This window comes from Streptomyces sp. NBC_00483, from assembly GCF_036013745.1.
Classification (GTDB): domain Bacteria; phylum Actinomycetota; class Actinomycetes; order Streptomycetales; family Streptomycetaceae; genus Streptomyces.
Map to the genome: position 1 here is coordinate 4,399,220 of NZ_CP107880.1, position 21,268 is coordinate 4,420,487.

19 protein-coding genes and 1 pseudogene are annotated in these 21,268 nt (G+C 69.9%); 8 read left to right on the forward strand and 12 right to left on the reverse strand.

The features are described 5' to 3' along the window. Positions 1 to 260: 260 nt before the first annotated feature. Together OHA73_RS19430 and OHA73_RS19435 are read right to left on the reverse strand one after the other, a co-directional pair. Complete coding sequence (locus OHA73_RS19430; protein WP_327655672.1) at positions 261 to 527, reverse strand: hypothetical protein; 267 nt, start codon at positions 525 to 527, stop codon at positions 261 to 263. Positions 528 to 724: 197 nt separating this feature from the next. Further along, positions 725 to 2,404: a recombinase family protein gene (locus OHA73_RS19435; RefSeq protein WP_327655673.1), complete on the reverse strand. Its 1,680-nt coding sequence runs from the start codon at positions 2,402 to 2,404 to the stop codon at positions 725 to 727. Between the two features lie 105 nt (positions 2,405 to 2,509). On the opposite strand from OHA73_RS19435, the pseudogene OHA73_RS19440 reads away from it, so the two are divergent. From OHA73_RS19440 to OHA73_RS19455, 4 genes and pseudogenes are all read left to right on the forward strand, one after another. Then, a pseudogene (locus OHA73_RS19440) lies at positions 2,510 to 3,478 on the forward strand (low temperature requirement protein A); the annotation flags it as partial. Between the two features lie 51 nt (positions 3,479 to 3,529). Further along, positions 3,530 to 4,663: a P1 family peptidase gene (locus OHA73_RS19445; RefSeq protein ID WP_327655674.1), complete on the forward strand. Its 1,134-nt coding sequence runs from the start codon at positions 3,530 to 3,532 to the stop codon at positions 4,661 to 4,663. A 219-nt stretch (positions 4,664 to 4,882) separates the two neighbouring features. Further along, complete coding sequence (locus OHA73_RS19450) at positions 4,883 to 6,055, forward strand: L,D-transpeptidase (protein WP_266711167.1); 1,173 nt, start codon at positions 4,883 to 4,885, stop codon at positions 6,053 to 6,055. Positions 6,056 to 6,253: 198 nt separating this feature from the next. Beyond that, on the forward strand, positions 6,254 to 7,033 hold the full coding sequence (locus OHA73_RS19455; RefSeq protein WP_327655675.1) for a DUF6227 family protein: 780 nt from the start codon (positions 6,254 to 6,256) through the stop codon (positions 7,031 to 7,033). Positions 7,034 to 7,081: 48 nt separating this feature from the next. Here OHA73_RS19455 and OHA73_RS19460 read toward each other — a convergent pair whose 3' ends face one another. The 6 genes from OHA73_RS19460 to OHA73_RS19485 all read right to left on the reverse strand — a co-directional run bounded on the left by OHA73_RS19460 (position 7,082) and on the right by OHA73_RS19485 (position 13,153). Further along, positions 7,082 to 7,330, reverse strand: a complete 249-nt coding sequence (locus tag OHA73_RS19460) for a hypothetical protein (protein ID WP_266711171.1) — start codon at positions 7,328 to 7,330, stop codon at positions 7,082 to 7,084. Between the two features lie 118 nt (positions 7,331 to 7,448). Continuing rightward, a complete protein-coding gene (locus OHA73_RS19465) occupies positions 7,449 to 9,491 on the reverse strand; it encodes a PTS fructose transporter subunit IIABC (protein WP_327655676.1) in 2,043 nt (680 codons plus the stop codon). A gap of 82 nt (positions 9,492 to 9,573) precedes the next feature. Next, complete coding sequence (gene pfkB, locus OHA73_RS19470) at positions 9,574 to 10,521, reverse strand: 1-phosphofructokinase (RefSeq protein WP_267070120.1); 948 nt, start codon at positions 10,519 to 10,521, stop codon at positions 9,574 to 9,576. Between the two features lie 97 nt (positions 10,522 to 10,618). After that, a complete protein-coding gene (locus tag OHA73_RS19475) occupies positions 10,619 to 11,380 on the reverse strand; it encodes a DeoR/GlpR family DNA-binding transcription regulator (protein WP_327655677.1) in 762 nt (253 codons plus the stop codon). A 207-nt stretch (positions 11,381 to 11,587) separates the two neighbouring features. Then, positions 11,588 to 12,352 (reverse strand): glucose 1-dehydrogenase, encoded by a 765-nt coding sequence (locus OHA73_RS19480; protein ID WP_327655678.1) that lies wholly within the window; start codon positions 12,350 to 12,352, stop codon positions 11,588 to 11,590. Between the two features lie 33 nt (positions 12,353 to 12,385). After that, a complete protein-coding gene (locus OHA73_RS19485; RefSeq protein ID WP_327655679.1) occupies positions 12,386 to 13,153 on the reverse strand; it encodes a TetR/AcrR family transcriptional regulator in 768 nt (255 codons plus the stop codon). Positions 13,154 to 13,230: 77 nt separating this feature from the next. Here OHA73_RS19485 and OHA73_RS19490 point away from each other — a divergent pair, with 77 nt between their 5' ends. Next, positions 13,231 to 14,550, forward strand: coding sequence for an extracellular solute-binding protein (locus tag OHA73_RS19490; protein ID WP_327655680.1), 1,320 nt, complete (start codon positions 13,231 to 13,233; stop codon positions 14,548 to 14,550). Between the two features lie 214 nt (positions 14,551 to 14,764). Next, positions 14,765 to 15,760: a helix-turn-helix transcriptional regulator gene (locus OHA73_RS19495; protein WP_443063219.1), complete on the forward strand. Its 996-nt coding sequence runs from the start codon at positions 14,765 to 14,767 to the stop codon at positions 15,758 to 15,760. A gap of 62 nt (positions 15,761 to 15,822) precedes the next feature. Here the strand turns inward: OHA73_RS19495 and OHA73_RS19500 are convergent, their stop codons facing one another. Beyond that, positions 15,823 to 16,830 (reverse strand): sigma-70 family RNA polymerase sigma factor, encoded by a 1,008-nt coding sequence (locus tag OHA73_RS19500; RefSeq protein WP_266711189.1) that lies wholly within the window; start codon positions 16,828 to 16,830, stop codon positions 15,823 to 15,825. Positions 16,831 to 17,002: 172 nt separating this feature from the next. Between OHA73_RS19500 and OHA73_RS19505 the strand changes: the two genes are divergently transcribed. Further along, positions 17,003 to 17,521, forward strand: a complete 519-nt coding sequence (locus OHA73_RS19505; RefSeq protein ID WP_266711191.1) for a GNAT family N-acetyltransferase — start codon at positions 17,003 to 17,005, stop codon at positions 17,519 to 17,521. On the opposite strand, the gene OHA73_RS19510 is transcribed toward OHA73_RS19505, so the two are convergent. Next, on the reverse strand, positions 17,518 to 18,288 hold the full coding sequence (locus OHA73_RS19510; protein WP_327658487.1) for a dioxygenase family protein: 771 nt from the start codon (positions 18,286 to 18,288) through the stop codon (positions 17,518 to 17,520). The genes OHA73_RS19505 and OHA73_RS19510 overlap by 4 nt on opposite strands. Positions 18,289 to 18,387: 99 nt before the next feature. Between OHA73_RS19510 and OHA73_RS19515 the strand changes: the two genes are divergently transcribed. Beyond that, positions 18,388 to 18,912, forward strand: a complete 525-nt coding sequence (locus OHA73_RS19515) for a MarR family winged helix-turn-helix transcriptional regulator (protein ID WP_266711193.1) — start codon at positions 18,388 to 18,390, stop codon at positions 18,910 to 18,912. Between the two features lie 24 nt (positions 18,913 to 18,936). Here the strand turns inward: OHA73_RS19515 and OHA73_RS19520 are convergent, their stop codons facing one another. Both OHA73_RS19520 and OHA73_RS19525 read right to left on the reverse strand, forming a co-directional pair. Then, positions 18,937 to 20,457, reverse strand: coding sequence for an MFS transporter (locus OHA73_RS19520; RefSeq protein ID WP_266711195.1), 1,521 nt, complete (start codon positions 20,455 to 20,457; stop codon positions 18,937 to 18,939). 129 nt (positions 20,458 to 20,586) lie between these two features. Beyond that, positions 20,587 to 21,246, reverse strand: coding sequence for a TetR/AcrR family transcriptional regulator (locus OHA73_RS19525; RefSeq protein ID WP_327655682.1), 660 nt, complete (start codon positions 21,244 to 21,246; stop codon positions 20,587 to 20,589). Between the last annotated feature and the right edge of the window lie 22 nt (positions 21,247 to 21,268).

Sequence of the window (21,268 nt, forward strand, 5' to 3'; positions counted from 1 at the left end):
GAACTCTATGCTTTATCTGAAGTGGGGGTCGAAAATACACAACTGCACTGGGGTTGTGTTTACGCAGGTCAGAGCAGGTGTAGCCGACGGGCTGTCAGGTACGGGTGTGTAGTTTCGCTCCGTCCGCTGACTGGCTCCACCTGGCGCAGCGTCAAGAACGGCCGTAGGGGCCTCTGCGGGCACAGAAAGGCCCCGCCTGGCCAAGGGGGTCAGGCGGGGCTGTGGGGCGCCCAGGTGGGCACTGAGGGGGTTTCCGTGGGCTAGCCGGCCAAAGCCTCCGGGTGGCCTTGCAGCGCGGCCATGATGGCTTCCAGTCGCTCCGTACGCTGCCGCAGAAGGGCCGATGGCCCCTCGGCTACCTGTCGGGCGTACAGGCCGTTGAGCGTCCGTTCCAGGCGCTTGAACTCGCACTCCCGGTAGAACGCTGCTTCTTGCTCTTCCAGTTGCTGCGTGATCCGTTCACGGGTGGACGCTCTGTCTTCCGTGCTCTGTGTCGTGTTGGGCCACTCGTCGCGAAACGCGTTCATGTGGCTGCCCTGGTGGTCAGCGGGTAGTGCGCACGCGAGGCTGTTCCGGCCAATCGGGGGGCGTTGCTGGTATCCCGGTCGACGTGCAGAGCATGACTGCTGTGACATCCTGGTGTTCCTCTCTCCGATGAGGGGGCACCGGTCCGGTACTTCCGCCAAGTCGTGGCCGGACCGGTGCAGTTCTGATTCCCGCCTGATTAGGCGGATGTCTTTGCGTTCGCCCATGCATCCCAATAGGCGTCTATTGCGGGATTCCCGCCCTGATCTCTCCAGTCAGGGTCAAGGCGGTCCATGATTGGTGTCGTGTCGCCTACGCACTTCGGGGGCAGCAGGGTCACCTTCTTGAGTGCTGCCTGAAGTAGTGCACGCTGCCCCTCGATACCGGCCACGTTCCACAGGGCGGCAAGCCCTTTAGGGTCCATAAGCGGCGAGAGATCAGCCTCTAGGGAGAGTTCGGCAAGCTCAGCCTTCAGTCCGCTGATCTGTCCGGCGAGTTCGGCACGAAGCGCTTCGTATTGGGCTTCTTCCATCCCACCGCCGATGAAGAACTCTTTCTGAAGCCGGAGTTCCCTCGCTGCCGCATTGTCCAGCGCTGCCCCTACTGCTCTCTTGCGCGATTCCTTGGCAGGATCCTGATAGGACAGCCAACGGCGCGCGATGGCCCGAAGGGTGGGTGATTCAGGCGTAAGGCTGAGGATGTGATTGATCCACATCACTGACATTGCCTCGTCAGCACGTTCCCGCAGTGTGGCAGCCCCCGCGCACACCGATGGCCCTTGGTTGATCCGGGCTATGCAGCGGTAGTTGCGTCCGCCGTTCCCCATGGCTCCCTTGCAGTACGGGCACCGCAGGATTCCCGTAAGGATGGTTGCCGCCTTTCGCTTGCCGCGGCTTCTGTCGCCGATGGCTGTACCGGGGCGGGACCGGGCAGTGAACTTGGCCAGGATGACAGCGCGTTCAGCGAAAGTGATGACTCCTTCGCCAGCTCTAATCGGGTGTCCGTCGACTCCCATTAGGGGATTCCCGCCACGGTGCCACTTGTCCAGCGGATTACCGAACTCATCCTTTGCGCGCTCACGGTCCGGGATTAGCCCTGCCCAACTCGGGGACTGCGCAAGGTGAATGATGGTCTGCGCGCGCCATTGCTTGCCCTTGCGGGTCTTGATCCGCTCACTGTTCAGGGCTTCGGCAATAGCGGCCGGCGTGTCACCGTCCATCAACGCTTCGGCAATGCGACGCGCTGTCGGGTACTCCTTCGGGTCGTGTTCCAGCTTCCCGCTCCCCTTGGGACAGCGCAGACCGAAAGGCACCACTCCACCGGGCCAGCGACCTTCAGATTTGTGGGCGTCCCCACCTGTCTTAGTCCGCAGCGCAATATCTTTGGACTCTTCACGTGCCCGCTCGCTGAGGATGGCGAAGACCATCCGGGAACCCTTCGACGAGTCAAGCCCCTCGGTCGAACTGACCAGGCGTGCGGAACGCTTGTCGAATTCGTCCAGCAAAAGACCAACCTGCCCCATGCCACGGCGGGAAAGTCGGTCGGTCTTCCACACATAGAGCGTCTTGCTGAGTCCATCAAGGACAGCAGCAGTCGCTTTCTCAAATTCCTCGCGCCGGACATGTGCCTTGCTCGCGCTTCGCTGCTCGAACCAGAGGCGACGGATGTGCTTTCCATCGGCAGCAGCCGCACGGGATACATCCCGCACATGCGCCCGGAGGGTTGCCAAGTCGTCGCGCTTCTTGCTGCGTCTGATGTACGCCTCTGCCAAGTCAGCAGGGCCGCCGGTTCCTGGCTCCCAGAGCCCAAGCCGCTGGAGCTCTTCGTCCTCGAAGCCCAGCGCTCTCAGGGTCGGAAGATCATCCCGTTCCATGGTCATCCATCCGCCGTAGGTGTCCGCCTCTGCGGGGACTTCAAGCGGGTGGATTGCCTAATCGAGGCATTTCCGCAGGTCAGAGGCGGTGTTGCACCCTTGGCTCACAGGTGGGCGTGGATGAACTTCACCTGGTTCGCCTCGGCCTACGACAACGACGACGCGCTCTACCGCCTGATCACACTCGTCCAGATCGCGGGCGTGCTGGTGCTCGCGGCCGGGGTCTCACAGGCGTTCGCGCACGACAACTACATGGTGGTCTGGCTGGGCTACCTGATCATGCGGGTCGCCATGGCCACGCACTGGCTGCGGGCCGCAGCCTCCACCACGGGCGCCGAGCGCCGGGTGGCGCTGCGGTACGCGGGCGGGGTGCTCGCCTGCCAGGTCGGCTGGCTGGCGCTGCTGTTCACGCCCACGGCGGCGCAGGGCTGGGTGTTCCTGGCGATGGCGATCCTGGAGATGTGTGTACCGGTGTACGCGGAGCGGGACCGGCAGACGTCCTGGCACCCGCACCACATCGCCGAGCGCTACGGCCTGTTCACGATCATCGTGCTCGGCGAGTCGATCGCCGCGGCGACGGTCGCGGTGAAGTCGGGCATCGAGGAGAACGACGCGCTCGGCGAGCTCCTGCCGATCGCGGCCGGCGGCCTCCTCGTCGTCTTCGCCGCCTGGTGGATCTACTTCGCGGTGCCGATCCACGACCGGCTGCGCAGCAACCGGCAGGCGTTCGTATGGGGCTACGGCCACTTCTTCATCCTCGCCTCGGCGGCATCGATCGGCGCGGGCATCGAGGTCGCCGTCGAGCAGGCGGTGGGCGAGGCGCACATCTCCACGACCGCCGCCTCCGCCGCCGTGACGGTCCCGTCCGCGGTGTTCCTGCTGCTGGTGTGGGCGCTGCACTCGCGGTACTTCAAGGTGGGCGTCGCACAGAAACTGGCGTTGCCGGTCAGCGCGTTGCTGGTGCTCCTGTGCACGTTCGCGGGGCACTGGGCGGTGCTCGCGGCGGGGATCGTCGCGGCGCTCACGGTGGTGGTCGGGGTGACGCTGTCCTCGCGGACGGGCGAGGCGCAGCCCGCCTGACGAGGTCCGGCCACCCCGGGCGGGCACCAACTCGCGTGGTAGGCATGGCACATGACGACACGCAACGATGCCCTCACCGACGTCCCCGGCCTGCGCGTCGGACACGCCACCCGTGTCGGGGACGGATTCCTGACCGGTACGACGGTCGTGCTCGCCCCGGAAGGCGGCGCGGTCACCGCCGTGGACGTGCGGGGTGGCGGCCCCGGCACGCGGGAGACCGACGCGCTCGACCCGCGCAATCTCGTGCAGCGGATCGAGGCGGTCGTGCTCACGGGCGGCAGTGCGTTCGGGCTCGACTCGGCGTCGGGCGTGATGGCGTGGCTGGAGGACCAGGGGCGCGGGGTCCCGGCCGGCGCCCGCCCGGGGGAGGTCGTGCCGGTGGTTCCGGCGGCGTGCGTGTTCGACCTCGGCCGGGGCGGCGACTGGCGGGCCAGGCCGGACGCGGCGTTGGGCCGCGCCGCGGTCGAGGCCGCCGCCGCGACGGAGCCCGGCTCCCCCGTCCAGGAGGGCAACATCGGCGCGGGCACCGGCACGCTCGTCGGGAAGCTGCGCGGCGGCATCGGCACCGCGTCCACGGTCCTCGAATCCGGGATCACCGTCTCCGCCCTGGTCGTCGCGAACGCCGCGGGCTCCGCCGTGGACCCGGCCACCGGGGCGCTGTACGGCGAGTTCTTCACGGGACGCGGACCGGTGACGTACCCGACGCCGGAGGCGCACGAGGCGGCGGGCAAGCGGCTGGCGGAGGCGGCCGCTGCGAACGGGGCGGGACCGCTGGACGGGGCGGGGTCGCCGGACGAGGCGGGCGGAGCCGGGCGCACCGCCGGGGCCGGCGCGTGGGGCGGTGCCACCGCGCCCACCGACCCGCCGCCCCTCAACACCACCCTCGCCATCGTCGCCACCGACGCCGACCTCACCCGCGCCCAAGCACAGAAGGTCGCCGGTACCGCGCACGACGGGATCGCACGGGCCGTACGCCCCGTGCATCTGCTCAACGACGGGGACACGGTGTTCGCGCTCGCCACCGGGGAGCGCCCGCTCGACGCCGCGAACCCCCTTGCCCTCAACGAGATCCTCGCGGCGGGCGCGGACCTCGTGACGCGGGCGATCGTGCGGGCCGTGCGCACGGCGGAGTCCGTATCGGCCGGCGGCCGCACCCACCTCTCGTACAGCGACCTCTACTCGTAGAGCGACCTCTGACCTCTACTCGTAGAGCGACACTCGTAGAGCGACCTCTACGGGGGCCGGTCCGACGCCGTGTAACAGAGATCCACCACCCCGTAACAGAACTGTCCCTGTGGCTGCGTTCACAACAAGCGGAGGGAACCCCTCCGGCCGTCTCGCGCTCTTCCCACACATCGGTAGAGAAGCAGCGGAACAGCAGAAACCACGAAAAGGGAGCAGACCGTGAGCAGGCAGAACATAGCCGTCGTGTGCGCGGCCATCGCCGTCGGCGCACTGACGCTCACGGCCTGCGGGGGCGACGCCACCGCCGACAACAAGAACGACGACGCCCCGAAGATCACCATCTCGGCCAAGGACGGCTCGACCGGCGCGTCGATCAACGCGACGGGCGTGAAGGTCAGCGACGGCAAGCTGACAGGCGTGAAGATGACCGAGTCGGCGAGCGGCAAGGCCGTGCCCGGCACGATCGTGAAGAACGGCGCGGCGTGGAAGCCGAAGGAGCAGCTGGAGCGCGGCACCAAGTACCGGATCTCCGCGTCCGCCAAGGACGGCAGTGGGCAGAAGGCCGCCGCCAACTCCATCTTCACGACGGTCTCCGGCGCCAACAGCTTCATCGGCACGTACACGCCGGACGACGGGTCGACGGTCGGGGCCGGGATGCCGGTCTCGTTCACGTTCGACAAGGCGATCACCAACAAGAAGGACGTGCAGTCGCACATCACGGTGACGTCCAGCGGCGGCCAGAAGGTCGTCGGCCACTGGTTCGGCGCGCAGCGCCTGGACTTCAGGCCCCAGGAGTACTGGAAGGCCGGCTCCAAGGTCACCATGAAGATCGACCTCGACGGCGTCGAGGGCGCGAACGGGGTGCACGGCGTGCAGGACAAGACGGTGACGTTCACCGTCGGCCGCTCGCAGGTCTCCACGGTCGACGCGAACACGCAGGAGATGACGGTCGTCCGCGACGGCAAGACGATCAAGACGGTCCCCGTCTCGACCGGAAGCAACGAACACCCGACGTACAACGGGCAGATGGTGATCTCGGAGAAGTTCGTGCAGACGCGCATGAACGGCGACACGGTCGGCTTCGGCGGCGAGTACGACATCGCGGACGTGCCGCACGCGATGCGCCTGTCCCAGTCCGGGACGTTCATCCACGGCAACTACTGGAGCTCACCGGGCATCTTCGGCTCGCAGGGCACCAGCCACGGCTGCGTCGGCATGCGGGACGTGAAGGGCGCGGGCGGCGACACGACCGCCAAGTGGTTCTTCGACAACTCGCTCGTCGGCGACGTCGTGGTCATGAAGAACTCGCACGACGAGACGGTCGCCCCCGACAACGGCCTCAACGGCTGGAACATGGCGTGGAGTCAGTGGACGGCGGGCAGCGCCGCCTGACCGGCCGCCACCCCACCACGAACCCACCACGAACTCTCACCGACACGGGCCGCGCGGGAACCCCCCGCGCGGCCCGTGCGTTGTCCAGGCACGTTGCTCAAATCCCGTTCCCCGTTTGTCATTTCCCGGACATGATGTCCGAGCGAAGGACTACGGTATGCACCCACGAGGTGACACGAAGCAATCCTGGGAGGTGCCTTGAGCGTTCCGCATGATTCCGAGCCCAGTGTCGGGTTCGGCACCGAGCCGGACGCGTCACCCGAAGCGCAGCTCGGGCGACTCCTCGGGCGCGCGCTCAACTCCTTCGACCTGCCCGACGAGACGCTCGAGCGGCTCGACGGCGCCCTCGCGTACGCGGGCTCCCTGCACTCGGCCCACCACAGCGGCGGCCGCCACCGCGAGACGTACCGGCACAACTGGCTGCTGATCGACGGCGGCTCGCTCACCCTCTGGGAACTCGTGCACAACACGGGGCGGAACGGCACACCGCAGCACGAGGTCTACGTGTCCGAGGACGAGCTGCACCTGGCGACGGGACGGCTCCCGCTCCCCCACGAGGCCGAGCCGGAGTTCGACCTCCACGTCCCCATGACCCCCGTCAAGCTCCCCCCGACCCCGCCGATGCGCCGCACCTTCGGCACCGGCGACCCGGACAGCTCCGTCGACCACGCGCGCCGCCTGCTGCGCCGCGCGGAGAACCCCGACGTCACGACGCGACCGGGCCCCGGCACGGCGCGACTGCTGCGGGAAGCGTGCGCACACCAGATCACGCAGGCCTTCGGCTGCCGCGTCAGCCACGGATTCGCTCTGTACGAGCACGCGTTCCTGCTGCGCGACGGCTGCGAACTCAGCCTCTGGGAGGTCGAGCACACGGCGACGCCGGACGGGCGGCACATGTGCGAGGTCTACGCGACGCAGGCCGCTGCGCGAGCAGCGATGGAGCACCGGGCGGCGTCATCCCCGCGGGCCCGGCGGTAGCACTCTCCGGACTGTCGGTGGTGGCACTCCCCCGGACCACCGGCAGGACTACCGGCGGCTGAACTCCCGTACCAGTCCTGCGAAAGCGTCCTGCTCGTCGGCCGTCAGCGGCACCGACTCCAGCGCGGGCGCGCGGGACTGCGTCGGCAGCGCGCCCATCGGCAGCTGCGTCCGCGGCTGCGGCGGACCGAAAGCGACGGCGCGCGCCAGGCGGGCCAGTCCGATCACCCATGCCACGGCCGCAAGAGCGACCAGAGCCAGGCCCAGCTGCTGAAGGATCGACACGTGCTCAGGCATGCGTTCCAGTGAACACCACAGTCCGGGACTTTGGTCCCGGACCGTGACGTATCTCGCAAGGCTCCTAACGCCCCGCCAACCATGCCAACCGCGCCAATCGCACCAACCGCGGCAAGCCTCACACCTTCGCGGGCTGCACCGCCTCGGGCTCCGCGACGGTCACCGTCTGCGACGGGGCCTGCACGGCCTCCGGCTGCCCGGCGGCGGCCGGCTGCTTGCGCACCGACTTGAGCAGCACGGTCAGCGCCGCGGTGACGCACGTACCGGCCGCGATCGCCACCAGGTACAGCCAGGCGTTGCCGATCAGCGGGACCACGAAGATGCCGCCGTGCGGGGCGCGCAGCGTGGCGTCGAAGGCCATCGACAGGGCGCCGGTGACCGCGCCGCCCGCCATGGAGGCGGGAATCACGCGCAGCGGGTCGGCCGCGGCGAACGGGATGGCGCCCTCGGTGATGAACGAGGCCCCGAGGACCCAGGCCGCCTTGCCGTTCTCCCGCTCGGTCTTGGTGAAGAGCTTGCCGCGCACGGTGGTGGCGAGCGCCATCGCCAGCGGGGGCACCATGCCGGCGGCCATCACCGCGGCCATCACCTTGAGCGAGCCGTCAGTGGGGTTGGCGAGACCGCCGACCGCGAAGGCGTAGGCAACTTTATTGAGCGGACCGCCCAGGTCGAAGCACATCATCAGGCCGAGGATGACGCCGAGGACGATCGCGTTGGCGCCGGACAGGGAGTTCAGCCAGTCCGTCAGGGCGCTCTGCAGCGAGGCGATCGGCTTGCCGATCACCACGAACATCAGGAAGCCGACGACGATCGAGGAGAGCAGCGGGATCACGACCACCGGCATGATGCCGCGCAGCACCGCCGGGACGTTCACCTTCTGGATCGCCATGACCACGGCGCCCGCGATGAGACCGCCGATCAGGCCACCGAGGAAGCCCGCGTTGGTGGTCACCGCGATCGAACCGGCGACGAAGCCGGGCACGAGTCCCGGCCGGTCCGCCATGCCGTACGCGATGTAGCCGGAGAGGACCGGGACCAGGAAGGCGAAGGCGGCCTGGCCGGTGTAGAAGAGGAGCGCGGCCCAGCTGGTCGTCGAGCCCCAGTCGAAGCTGTTGAGCAGCGTCTGGACCTTGACGTCGGCGACCTCGTAGCCGCCGATCGCGAAGCCGAGCGCGATGAGCAGACCGCCCGCCGCCACGAACGGCACCATGTAACTGACGCCCGACATCAGCCACTTGCGGAGCTTTGTGCCGTAACCGTCCGTGGATTCACCGGAGTTGTCCACAGGTGTGGATGACGCGTCGGCGCGGCCCGTGGTCTCGCCGCGGGCTGCCTTCTCCCGTACCTCGGCGATGAGTTCGGCGGGGCGGTTGACGCCGGCCTTGACGCCGACGTCGACCGTGGGCTTTCCGGCGAAGCGTTCCTTCTCGCGTACGGGGACGTCGTGGGCGAAGATCACGCCGTCGGCGGCCGCGATGACGGCCGGGTCGAGGCGGGTGAAGCCGGAGGAGCCCTGCGTTTCGACGACGAGTTCGACGCCGTCGGTGTCGCGGCCGGTGTTCTCCAGGGACTCGGCCGCCATGTAGGTGTGGGCGATGCCGGTGGGGCAGGAGGTGACCGCGACGATCTTGAACGTTTCTGCCGCCGCGGGCTGCTCCGGCTCTACGGGCTCCGGAGCCGGGGACTCGGCCTCTTCTGCCGCTACGGGTTCCGGGGTCGGCTCGTCGCCGCGTATCAGCGCCGCCGCTGCCTCCGCGTCGGTCGCCGCGCGCAGTGCCGACTTGAAGTCCTCGTCCATCAGCTGGCGGGCCAGCGAGGAGAGGATCGTGAGGTGGGCGTCGTCCGCACCTGCCGGGGCCGCGATCAGGAAGATCAGGTCGGCGGGGCCGTCCGGGGCGCCGAAGTCGATGCCCTCGGTGCTGCGGCCGAAGGCGAGCGTCGGCTCGGTGACGTGCTCGCTGCGGCAGTGCGGGATGCCGATGCCGCCGTCCAGGCCGGTCGGCATCTGGGCCTCGCGGGCCGCGACGTCGGCGAGGAAACCGTCGAGGTCGGTGACCCTGCCGAGGGTCACCATGCGTTCGGCCAGCGACCTGGCCGCCGCTTCCTTCGTTCCGGCGGACAGGTCGAGGTCGACCAGGTCCGCGGTGATCATCTCCGTCATCGCGGGCTCCTTTGCCTACGCATGGGTGGGGTGAGTGAAGTGGCTACTGGGGTGGTTTTTCGGTGTGCGGGTGCGGCTGCCGTCATCGCGCGGGCTCCTTCAAGGGGCGGTCCACCGGGACCTCTGCCGTCAGTTCCACCGCGGCCGGGCGGAGATCCCGCGGCGTGGGCATGGCGCTGCCCGGCAGCTGGACCGCCGCCGCGCCGTGGGCGACCGCCGAGGCCAGGGCCTGCGGGCCCTCGCCGCCCGCGATCAGGAAGCCGGCGAGGGAGGAGTCGCCCGCCCCGACGTTGCTGCGCACCGCGTCGACGGGGGCCGAGGCGAACCAGGCGCCGCTCGCGTCGACCAGGATCTGGCCGTCCGCGCCGAGCGACGCGAGCACGGCGACCGCGCCCAACTCCCGTAGTTCCTCTGCCGCCTTGACCGCGTCGCCGACCGTGGCGAGCGGGCGGCCGACGGCCTCCGCGAGCTCCTCGGCGTTGGGCTTGACGACGTCCGGGCGTTCACGGAGGGCCGCGAGGAGCGCGGGGCCCGAGGTGTCGAGCGCGATGCGGGCGCCCGCGGCGTGCGCGCGGGCCACCAACTCGGCGTACCAGGAGGGCTCCAGGCCGCGCGGCAGGCTGCCGCAGCAGGCGATCCAGTCGGCGCCCGCCGACCGTTCTCCTACGACGCCCAGCAGCAACTCGGCTTCCGCTGCGGACAGTTCGGGGCCCGGAGCGTTGATTTTCGTGAGGGTTCCGTCCGCTTCCGCGAGCGCGATGTTCGAGCGGGTGTGGCCCTCGACCGGGACCGGGGCGACCTTGATGCCCTGTCCGTCGAGGAGTTCGGCGACCAGGGCGCCGGGGGCGCCGCCCAGCGGAAGTACGGCCAGCGTGGGGGCTCCGGCGGCGGCGACGGCCCGCGACACGTTGACACCCTTGCCGCCCGGGTCCATGCGCTCGCCGCTCGCGCGGACGACCTCGCCGCGGTCGAGGCCGGGGACCTCGTAGGTGCGGTCGAGGGAGGGGTTGGGGGTGACGGTGAGGATCATGCCGGGGTCGCCGCTTCCGTTGCTTGCGTACGAATGGTGCTGGTGGGGCCAGTAGAGCCAGTGGCGTTGATGGCGCCGGTCGGGCTGGTTCGTGGGGTCATACGCGGAGCACCTCCGTGCCACCCGCCTCGATCGCCGCCGCGTCCTCGGGGGCGAGGCCGGTGTCCGTGATCAGCAGGTCCACATCGGCGAGGTCGCCGAACCGGGCGAAGTGCTCCTGGCCCCACTTGCCGGAGTCGGCGAGCAGCACGACGCGGCGGGCCGCGGCGACGGTGGCCCGCTTCACGGACGCCTCTGCGAGGTCGGGCGTGGTGAGTCCGGCCTCGGCGGAGAAGCCGTTGGCCGCGAGGAAGAGGACGTCCGCGCGGATCTCCCCGTACGCGCGCAGCGACCAGGCGTCGACGGCGGCGCGGGTGCGGTGCCGGATGCGGCCGCCGACGAGGTGGAGCTGGACGCCGGGGTGGTCGGCGAGCCGGGCCGCGGTGGGCAACGAGTGCGTGACCACGGTCAGTTCGGACTCCAGTGGCAGCGCGGTCGCCAGCCGGGACACCGTCGATCCGGCGTCCAGGATCACGCTGCCCTCGGCCGGCAGCTCGGCGAGCGCGGCGTGGGCGATGCGGTCCTTCTCGTCGGCCGCGGTGCCCTCGCGCTCGGCGAGGTCGGGCTCGAAGTCGAGGCGACCGGCCGGGATGGCGCCGCCGTGCACGCGCCGGACGAGGCCCGCGCGGTCGAGGGACTTCAGGTCGCGCCGGATGGTCTCGGCGGTGACCTGGAACTCCTCGGCCAGCGACAGCACGTCGACCCGTCCGCCGTCGCGGGCGAGGCGGAGGATCTCCTGCTGGCGCTCGGGTGCGTACATGTCCGTTTACCTGTGTCCTTCGTCTGCGAGCGTGCCCGAATCTGTTGCTCTGATGCGAGGCTACGGCCGCATTTCCAGAAAGTAAACAGGTTCGGGCATCTGGCAGACACAAACGGGCATCCGTTCCGACGTGCACACCACGTGCGTACACACCACAGGGCCCGGCCCTCCAGCGAGGAGGACCGGGCCCTGTGCGGACTACGGCGACTACTGCCCCATCACATACTTCATCGTCGGACCCGTGGTCCAGCCGCCGTCCACGGCCAGCTCCGCGCCCGTCATGTACGAGGCGTCGTCCGACAGCAGGAACACCACCGCCTTCGCGATCTCACCGGCCTCGCCGACGCGGCCCATCGGGGTGTTCGGGTAGTTCCCCTCGCCCTGCTGGATGCCGACCTGCGCGGTCATCGGGGTGTACGTCATGCCGGGGTGCACGGAGTTCACGCGGATCCGCGCGGTGCCCTGCTCGACCGCCGCGATCTTGGTGAGCCCGCGCACGCCCCACTTCGAGGCGCCGTACGAGGAGGTGAGCGCGAGGCCCATCAGGCCCGCCGCGGAGGAGATGTTGACGATCGAGCCACCGCCCGCCTCCCTCATCGCGGGGACGACGGTCTTCATGCCCGCGAAGACGCCGACGAGGTTGACGTCGAGGACCTGGCGGAAGCGCTCCACGCTCTCCGTCTCGAAGGGCATGCCGGTGGAGATCCCGGCGTTGTTGACCAGGCCGTCGATGCCGCCGAACTCGGTGGTGGCGCAGGCGAGCGCGGCCTGCCACTCGTCCTCCGACGTCACGTCGAGGTGGGTGTAGCGGGCCTTGGCGCCGAGCTCGGTGGCGAGGGCCTTGCCTTCGTCGTCCAGTACGTCGCCGATGACGATGTCGGCGCCGGCGGTGACGGCGAGGCGGGCGACGTCGGCGCCTATGCCGCGGGCTCCGCCGGTGACCAGGATCGTCTTGCCGGTGAGGTTGTTCATTTCGGCTCCCTTTGGATTACGTCCCCGTTCGGATTACGCCCCCGGGGTTGACGACTCGGGGCTCTGCCCCGGACCCCGCGCCTCAATCGCCGGCGGGGCTTGAATTGCCGGTGGGCTCGATGTGGCGGCGACGCTTGACGTGGCGGCCAGGCCCGACCGGGTCAGGCACTCCAGTGCCAGTGCTGCCGGGCCGGACGGACCCGTGGTCGGGGCCTCCGATCCCGCCCACGTCTCCACCGCCACCCGCACCGCCGTGGTCGCCATGCCCGCGAGCAGGCGCAGCGGCAGGTCGGGGTCGTTCCCTGCGCCCGTCCGTTCCACGAGGATCGTGAGGAGGGTCGACTCCGAGACCCGGCACGTGTCGCTCCAGACGGCCCGCAGCGCCGGGCTCTCCCCGGTGAGGCGGAGCAGGGCGCGGACCCAGCCGAGGGACGCCGCGTTCGCCGGGTCGTCCCCGGCGAGCGCGTGCTCGACGGCGTGCCGCAGCGCGGCGGGGACCGGCAGGTCGGCGGGTGCCTCGCGGACCGCCTCCGCCCACTGGTGGGCCCCGGCGTCGAGGAGCGGCGCGACCGACTCCTCCTTGGTCGCGAAGTAGCGGTAGAAGGTGCGCGGCGCGACGCCCGCCGCCCGCGCGATGTCCTCGGCGCGCGTGGCCCGCAGGCCGTCCCGCGTGAACAGCTCGGCCGCGGCGCGGGCGATGTCCAGGCGCGTGGCGGCCTTGCGCCGCTCCGTCAGCGACAGGCTCGAGGTCGCAGTCGGAGTCGGAGTCGGAGTCGGGGGCGTCATCGCACTACCTGCCATGCGGACATGCTATGTCTCTGTGGCACAATCTGCCACTTCCAAGCAATGACCATGCCAAGTGGATCGACCAACCCCACGTGAGCGAGGCGAGAGCAGTGCGGCGGCGGCACTTTCTGAGGACGACGGGCCTGGCCGGGGCAGGGGCGGGCACCCTGGCCGCCCTGTCCGGCTGCGGTTCGGGCGACGGGAGCGACGGCACCGACGGCACCGACGGCGGCAAGGTCACGCTCGACCTCCTCGTGGCCAGCTACGACAAGAGCGTCGGCGCCTCCATCGGCGACCAATGGGACGACGTCGTACGGGCCTTCGAGAAGAAGCACCCGGACATCCACGTCGAGGTGGAGCGCGTCCCGTTCCTGAAGATCGACGCGGTCCTCGCCCGCCGCGTCAAGGACGGCCGCGCCCCCGACATCGCGCAGGGCCACCTCTTCGCCCCGTACGCCGAGGACCGCCTGCTGCACCCGGCGGAGCGGCTCTTCGACGTGCCCACGCAGGCGAACTTCGTCCGCTCCTTCGCCGACGCGGGCCGGGTCGACTCCGTGCAGTACGGCATTCCGATCCTCGCCAGCACCCCGCGCCTCTTCTACAACACGGGCCTCTTCGAGCGGGCCGGCCTCGCGGTCCCGCCCCGCTCATGGGCCGAACTCCGGTCCGCAGCGCAGGCGTTGAAGGCCATCGGGGTCCCCACCCCGTACGCCCTGCAGTTCGGCCCCGAGGCCGCGGAGGACGAACTCCTCGCGTGGCTGCTCTCGGGCGGCGGCGGTTACGCGGATCTCGGCGGGTACGACTTCGGCTCCGCCGAGAACAAGGCGACGCTGACCTGGCTGCGCGACGAACTGGTCGGGCCCGGCCTCGCGGGCGCCGCCCCGGGCAGGCTCACCAGGACGCAGGCGTACGCCCAGTTCCTCCGTGGGAGGGCCGGCATGCTCATCGCGCACCCGGTGCTGCTCGGCGCCGCGGACAAGGCCCGACTGCCGTACGCGCACGCCCCGTTCCCGCTCAAGGAGGGGAACGAGGCGGCGCCCCCGGTGGGGCTCAACGACTGGATGATGGCGTTCAGGAGCGGCGGCCATGTGGAGGAGGCCGGGAAGTTCCTGACGTTCCTGTTCGGCACCGGCTCCGCGAAGACGTACGGCGGCGCGCAGGCCACGCTGCCGGTGACCGTGACGGCCTCCGACAAGCTGCGGGCCGACCGTTCGCAGCGGAAGCTGTGGAAGTTCGTCGACCAGATGCCGGACGCGGAGTTCCACCCGGTGGGCCTGCGCTCCTGGCCCAAGGTCCGCTCCGCGGTCCGCGAGCGGATCGGCGCGGCGGTGGCCCCCGGCGGCAGCCCGGCACAGGTCCTGGAGGCCTTGGACCAAGTCAGCCCGTACCTTTCCAGCCCCTCCGGCGATTGAGGAGCGGGGTCCGGGGCAGAGCCCCGCGACGTCACACCAACTCCCGCTCCGGCTCCACCGCACCGTCCCCCACGCCCCCCGAAACAACCTCACCGCCTTCGGGAGGGATCGGCGGTTTCTACGGTTTCTGCGGTTGAGGTCATGGGAGAAAAGTTAGAAGTCATCTAGGCCAGATCGTGTCCTAGATGCGCGCCATTCTGGAACCATGGAGAACATGACGCCGTCACCGACGGACACCCCGGCCCGGCTCCTCTCGCTCCTGTCCCTGCTCCAGACGCCGCGCGAGTGGCCCGGCGGCGAACTCGCCGACCGGCTCGGGGTCTCCCGGCGCACCGTGCGCCGCGACATCGACCGGCTGCGCGACCTCGGCTATCCCGTGCAGGCCACACTCGGCGCGGACGGCGGCTACCGGCTCGTCGCGGGCAAGGCGCTGCCGCCGCTCGTGCTCGACGACGAGGAGGCGGTGGCGATCGCGGTGGGCCTGCGGGCCGGGGCAGGACACGCGGTCGAAGGCGTCGAGGAGGCCTCGGTGCGGGCCCTCACCAAACTCGAACAGGTGCTGCCTTCCCGGCTGCGGCACCGGGTGGCCACGCTCCAGACGGCCACCATCCCCCTGACCTCGGGAGACGGCGCGACGATCGCGCCGGAGACGCTCACGGTGATCGCCTCTGCGGCCGCGGGCAGTGAGCGCCTGCGCTTCGGTTACCGGGCGCGCGACACCGCGGAGTCGCGCCGCTTGGTGGAGCCGCACCGGCTGGTGTCGACGGGCCGCCGCTGGTATCTCGTCGCGTACGACATCGACCGCGAGGACTGGCGCACCTTCCGCGTCGACCGCATCGCCGACCCGTTCGCCACGGGCGCGCGGTTCGCTCCGCGGGAGGTGCCGGAGGGGGACGCGGCGGAGTACGTACGCCGCTCGGTGTCCTCGTGGGGCGCAGGCGCCGCCTACGAACTGGACGTGGAGTTCGACGCCCCCGCGGAGGCGATCGCGGAGCGCATCCCGGCGGCTGTCGGCGTCCCGGAAGCCCTCCCGGACGACCGCTGCCGCCTACGAACGACCTCGACGGACCCACTCCACTGGACGGCGATCCGCCTGGCGATGACGGGCTACGACTTCAGGGTCCGGGGCCCGGAGGAACTGACAACAGCGGTAAGCGAGTTGGCCGCGCGGCTGACGCAATCGACCAACTTAAGCCCCGCCGGCGATTGAGGCGCGGGGCCCGGGGCAGAGCCCCGAGACCGCAACACCGCTACGGCGCAACAAAAACCGGGTCACGCCGCCGCGTCGAACCCCGTGTCGCGCGCCAACTTCTTCAGCTCAAGAAGCGCATGCTTCTCGATCTGCCGAATCCGCTCACGCGTAAGACCGTGCTCCTTGCCGACCTCCGTGAGCGTCCGCTCGCGCCCGTCCTCGATCCCGTACCGCATCTTGATGATCGACGCGGTGCGCTGGTCGAGCCGGCCGATGAGGTCGTCCAGCTCCTCGCTGCGCAGCAGCGTGAGCACGGACTGCTCGGGCGACACGGCCGACGTGTCCTCGAGCAGGTCGCCGAACTGGGTCTCGCCCTGGTCGTCCACCGACATGTTCAGCGAGACCGGGTCGCGGGCCCAGTCCAGGACGTCGACGACGCGCTCCGGCTTCGCGCCGAGCTCGGCGGCGATCTCCGTGGGCTCCGGCTCCCGGCCGTGCTCGCGGTTGAACTCGCGCTGCACGCGGCGGATCCGGCCCAGCTCCTCGACCAGGTGGACGGGGAGGCGGATGGTGCGGGACTGGTCGGCGATCGAGCGCGTGATGGCCTGACGGATCCACCACGTCGCGTACGTGGAGAACTTGAAGCCCTTGCGGTAGTCGAACTTCTCGACCGCGCGCACCAGGCCCGCGTTCCCCTCCTGGATCAGGTCGAGCAGGGGCAGGCCGGACCGCGGGTAGCGGCGGGCGACCGCCACGACAAGCCGCAGGTTCGACTTGATGAAGATGTCCTTCGCGTTCTCCGACGCCGCGACCAGAGCTTCCAGCTCCTCGCGGGACGCCTGGTCGGCAGCCTTGCTGTCGGAGACCGTGCCGTCGAGGATCTGCTGGGCGTAGACGCCCGCCTCGATGGTCTGGGACAGCTCGACTTCCTTGGCGGCGTCGAGCAGCGGTGTGCGCGCTATCTCGTCGAGGTACATGCCGACCAGGTCGCGGTCGGCGATCTCCCCGCCTACGGCGCGAACACTGCGTGCCGCGTCAGTCTCGCCGGACGCGGCGGACTTACGACGGGCTACGGCACGGGTTGCCATGCGTGCTCCCTTGCGGTGGTAGGTCGGCTGTACGCCCCCTGGGGGGCCTTACGGGTGCCCTGCATCCGATGGAATCAACGACTGGAATCCGGACAGAATTCCCAAGCCGCCCATCTTTTTTCTGATCATGCAGTACCCTGTCGCGCCACAACGCGCGAAGAGGGGAGTCAGAATGGTGTCCGAGTCCACAGAGGTGCAGGTCAGGCCAGGAGTCGAGGACGACCTCGAAGCCCTCACGGACCTCTACAACCACTATGTACGTGAGACGCCGATCACATTCGACACGGCCGCCTTCACTCCCGAAGAGCGACGTCCTTGGCTGCTCTCCCACCTTGAAGACGAACGGCATCCGCTACTGGTTGCCACTGAGACGACGTCGAAACGGATCCTCGGCTACGCCACAGCCAGCAGTTTCCGCCCGAAAGCCGCGTACGACACCTCGGTGGAGGTCACGATCTACCTGGCGCCCGACGCGGGTGGCCGCGGCGTCGGCACGCAGCTCTACAAGGCGCTCTTCGAGGCCCTCGCCGAGCAGGACATCCACCGCGCGTACGCGGGCATCGCGCAGCCGAACGAGGCGTCGGCCCGGCTGCACGCCCGCTTCGGCTTCCGCTATGTGGGGACGTACGAGGAGGTGGGGCGGAAGTTCGGGGAGTACTGGGACGTGGCCTGGTACGAGAAGGCCCTCTAACCGCCGAACTGCACCGACCGCTTCGCCAGCCCCAACCAGAACCCGTCGATCACGCTCCGCTGCCCCGTCCCCTCAAGATCGCCGAAAGCATCCGCCGCGCCCATCGCGACGAACAGCGGAGCGAAGTGCTCGGTCCGGGGATGGGCCAGGGCGCCCGCCGGTGACTTCCGCGTGAAGTCGAGCAGCGCGTCCACGTCGCCCGCCTCCAGCGCCCGGTGCCCCCAGTCGTCGAACTCCGACGACCACGCCGGGATCCCGCCCTGCCGCAGCGCCGCGAGGTTGTGCGTGAAGAAGCCGGAGCCGACGATCAGCACGCCCTCGTCGCGCAGCGGCGCGAGGCGGCGGCCGATGTCCATGAGCCGGGCCGGGTCGAGCGTCGGCATGGAGACCTGGAGGACGGGGATGTCGGCGTCCGGGTACATCTCGACGAGCGGGACGTACGCGCCGTGGTCGAGCCCCCGGTCCGGCACGTCCTGGACCGGGATGCCGGGTCCGCGCAGCAACTTGCGGACGGATTCGGCGAGTTCGGGCGCACCCGGTGCCGCGTACGTCACCTCGTAGTAGTGCTCGGGGAAGCCCCAGAAGTCGTACACGAGCGGCATGGTCTCGGTGGCTCCGAGGGCCAGCGGCGCGTTCTCCCAGTGTGCGGAGATCATCAGGATCGCCTTGGGGCGCGGGAGGTCGGCCGACCACTCGGCGAGCTGGCCCGGCCACAGGGCGTCGTCGGCGAGCGGCGGGGCACCGTGGGAGAGGTAGAGCGCTGGCATCCGGTTCACGACGACCTCCTTGAAGTTTCAAGCTCTTGCTACCGACAAAACTAAGCCTTCTTTGTTTAATCTTCAAGAAGGAGGACTACGATGGGAACCATGGAGCAGCAGCACACGGGCACGGGCGGCAACGACGCGGAGGCCACGACGTGGCTCAGCGAGGACGAGCAGCGCACCTGGCGCGCGTACCTCCATGCCACCACGCTCCTGGAGGACCACCTCGACCGGCAACTCCAGCGCGACGCGAAGATGCCGCACGTCTACTTCGGACTCCTGGTGAGGCTGAGCGAGGCGCCCCGGCGCCGGCTGCGGATGACCGAGCTGGCGCGGGAAACGAAGATCACCCGCTCCCGACTCTCGCACGCGATCGCGCGCCTGGAGAAGAGCGGGTGGGTGCGGCGCGAGGACTGCCCCTCCGACAAGCGCGGGCAGTTCGCGATCCTCACGGACGACGGCCTGAAGGTCCTGGAGAAGACCGCGCCGGGGCACGTCGAGACCGTCCGCCAGTCCCTCTTCGCGCGGCTCACCCCCGAACAGCAGAAGTCCCTCGGCGAGATCATGATGATCGTCGCCGAGGGACTCCAGCCGAAGGAGGCCGGGGCGGACCTCCCCTGGCTCAGGTGAGAACCGCCCCGTACGCAGGGGTGGTCAGTGCGCGACCACCGGCACCAGCACCTCGTCCTCCGCACCCTCCGTGTCGCCGGAGGCCGCGGCCGAACCCGCGCCCGGGGCAGCGGTGTTGACGAGCGTGAAGGCGATCAGGGACGCGACGGCCAGGATGCCGACGGCCCACCAGATGGCGTGGGTGTAGCCGCTCACCATGGCCTGCGCCTGGAGCAGCTGCCGGCTCGTGGCTCCGGCCGCGTGGTCCGCGATGTACGCGGTGGTGGCCGAGGCCGCGATCGTGTTCAGCAGGGCCGTGCCGATGGCGCCACCGACCTGCTGCGAGGTGTTGACCATCGCGGAGGCGACGCCCGCGTCCCGGGCCTCGACGCCGGTCGTCGCGAGCGACATGGCGGGCATGAACGCCGTACCCATGCCGAGGCCGAGCAGGAGCTGGGCGGGCATGACCAGACCGGCGTACGAGGAGTCGACCGAGAGCTGCGTGAGGATCAGCATGCCGAGCCCCGCCACCAGGAAGCCGGGACCCATCAGCAGGCGCGGGCGGACCCGCGTCATCAGACGGGCGCCGATCTGCGTGGAGCCCGTGATCATGCCGACGATCATCGGCAGGAACGCGAATCCGGTCTTGACCGGCGAGAAGCCCTTCACGAGCTGCAGGTAGTAGGTCAGGAAGAGGAACAGGCCGAACATCGCGATGACCGCGAGACCCAGCGAGGCGTAGACACCGCCGCGGTTGCGGTCGGCGACGACGCGCAGCGGCAGCAGCGGGTGCTTCACCCGGGCCTCGACGGCGACGAAGGCGAACAGCAGCACGGCCGCGGCGACGAACATGCCGATGGTGGTCGCGTCGGACCAGCCGTTGGTCTCGGCGCGCGTGAAGCCGTAGACGAGCGAGACCAGGCCGAGCGTGGACAGCAGCACGCCGGGGATGTCGAGCGGCGAGCGGTTGCGGCCGCCGGCCGGCTCACGGATGACGAAGTAGGCACCGGCGGCGGCGACGATCGCGAACGGGATGTTCACGAAGAACGTCCAGCGCCAGTTCAGGTACTCGGTGAGGAAGCCGCCGAGGATGAAGCCCACGGCGCCGCCGCCACCGGCGATCGCACCGTAGATGCCGAACGCCTTGGCGCGCTCCTTGGCGTCGGTGAACGTCACGGCGAGCAGCGAGAGCGCGGCCGGGGCGAGCAGCGCGCCGAACACGCCCTGCAACGCACGGGCGCCGAACATCATCGCCTCGTTCTGCGCGGCGCCGCCGAGCGCGGAGGCGAGCGCGAAGCCCACAAGACCGGCGGTGAAGGCCCGCTTGCGGCCCCACAGGTCCGCGATGCGCCCGCCGAACAAGAGCAGGCCACCAAAGGCGAGCGCGTAGGCGGTGATGACCCACTGCTTGTTGCCGTCGGATATGCCGAGGTCCGTCTGGGCGGCGGGCAGGGCGATGTTCACGATGGTCGCGTCGAGGACCACCATCAGCTGGGCGAGCGCGATGAAGGCGAGTGCCTTCCAGCGACGCGAATCGGGTGCCGTTTCCGGCAAGGGGGTACCCACAGCGGGACTCCAAGTCGTGAATAAGCGTGAGAAATCGGTCTGGTACGAAGCTGTGCGGTGACGAAGCTCTGCGGTGAAGAAGTTCTACGAAGGCGAAGTTCTACGAAGAGGTGGAGAGGCGCGCGGACGTCAGTCCTGGCGGAGGTCCTCCAAGGTCGCGGGCTCGCCCGGGAGTTCCGAGCGGGCGGGTGCCATCAGGCCGTCGAGGAACAGCTGCAGATGACGGTGGACGTACCGGTCGAAGCCCAGACAGCCGGTGCCGGGCAGCGGCCGGGTGAGCTGGGAGAGGGCGACCATCAGATCTCCGACGCCGACGTCGGAGCGCAGGTCACCGGACGTACGGGCCCGTTCCGTGAGCTGCTCGACGGCGCCGGTGAGGCGGTCGCGGGCGGCGGTCAGGTCCGGGTGGTCCTTGTCGAAGGTGGCGTCGAGCATCGGGCACAGGGCGCCGATCCGCTCCTCCGCGGCGGCGTGCACGAACGTCCGCAGCGCGCCGAACGCGGTCGTCTCGCCGGCTTCCTCGGCGGCGAGCCCCCGCTCCGCGTGCTCGGTGATGGTGTCGGTGACCGTGATGACCACGTGGTGCATCAGCTCGCCGCGGTCCTTGAAGTTCCGGTACAGCGTGGCGTTGCCGACGCCGGCACGGCGTGCGACCTCGTCGAGCGGCAGGACGGGACCGTGCTCCACGAGCAGTTCGCGCGCGGCGTCGACGATCCGCTCCCGGTTGCGCACCGCGTCGGCCCGCGGGCGGGGGGCGCGGCGCTGCGTCTTCTCGGTCGCGGTGGTCACGGCGGCCTCCTTCACGGGTCTG

Coding starts and splice junctions, on each gene's coding strand:
- OHA73_RS19430 (WP_327655672.1), bottom strand. CDS start 527: ATGAACGCGTTTCGCGACGAGTGGCCCAACACGACACAGAGCACGGAA.
- OHA73_RS19435 (WP_327655673.1), bottom strand. CDS start 2,404: ATGACCATGGAACGGGATGATCTTCCGACCCTGAGAGCGCTGGGCTTC.
- OHA73_RS19445 (WP_327655674.1), top strand. CDS start 3,530: ATGACGACACGCAACGATGCCCTCACCGACGTCCCCGGCCTGCGCGTC.
- OHA73_RS19460 (WP_266711171.1), bottom strand. CDS start 7,330: ATGCCTGAGCACGTGTCGATCCTTCAGCAGCTGGGCCTGGCTCTGGTC.
- OHA73_RS19465 (WP_327655676.1), bottom strand. CDS start 9,491: ATGACGGAGATGATCACCGCGGACCTGGTCGACCTCGACCTGTCCGCC.
- pfkB (WP_267070120.1), bottom strand. CDS start 10,521: ATGATCCTCACCGTCACCCCCAACCCCTCCCTCGACCGCACCTACGAG.
- OHA73_RS19475 (WP_327655677.1), bottom strand. CDS start 11,380: ATGTACGCACCCGAGCGCCAGCAGGAGATCCTCCGCCTCGCCCGCGAC.
- OHA73_RS19480 (WP_327655678.1), bottom strand. CDS start 12,352: ATGAACAACCTCACCGGCAAGACGATCCTGGTCACCGGCGGAGCCCGC.
- OHA73_RS19485 (WP_327655679.1), bottom strand. CDS start 13,153: ATGGCAGGTAGTGCGATGACGCCCCCGACTCCGACTCCGACTCCGACT.
- OHA73_RS19495 (WP_443063219.1), top strand. CDS start 14,765: ATGACGCCGTCACCGACGGACACCCCGGCCCGGCTCCTCTCGCTCCTG.
- OHA73_RS19500 (WP_266711189.1), bottom strand. CDS start 16,830: ATGGCAACCCGTGCCGTAGCCCGTCGTAAGTCCGCCGCGTCCGGCGAG.
- OHA73_RS19505 (WP_266711191.1), top strand. CDS start 17,003: ATGGTGTCCGAGTCCACAGAGGTGCAGGTCAGGCCAGGAGTCGAGGAC.
- OHA73_RS19510 (WP_327658487.1), bottom strand. CDS start 18,288: ATGCCAGCGCTCTACCTCTCCCACGGTGCCCCGCCGCTCGCCGACGAC.
- OHA73_RS19515 (WP_266711193.1), top strand. CDS start 18,388: ATGGAGCAGCAGCACACGGGCACGGGCGGCAACGACGCGGAGGCCACG.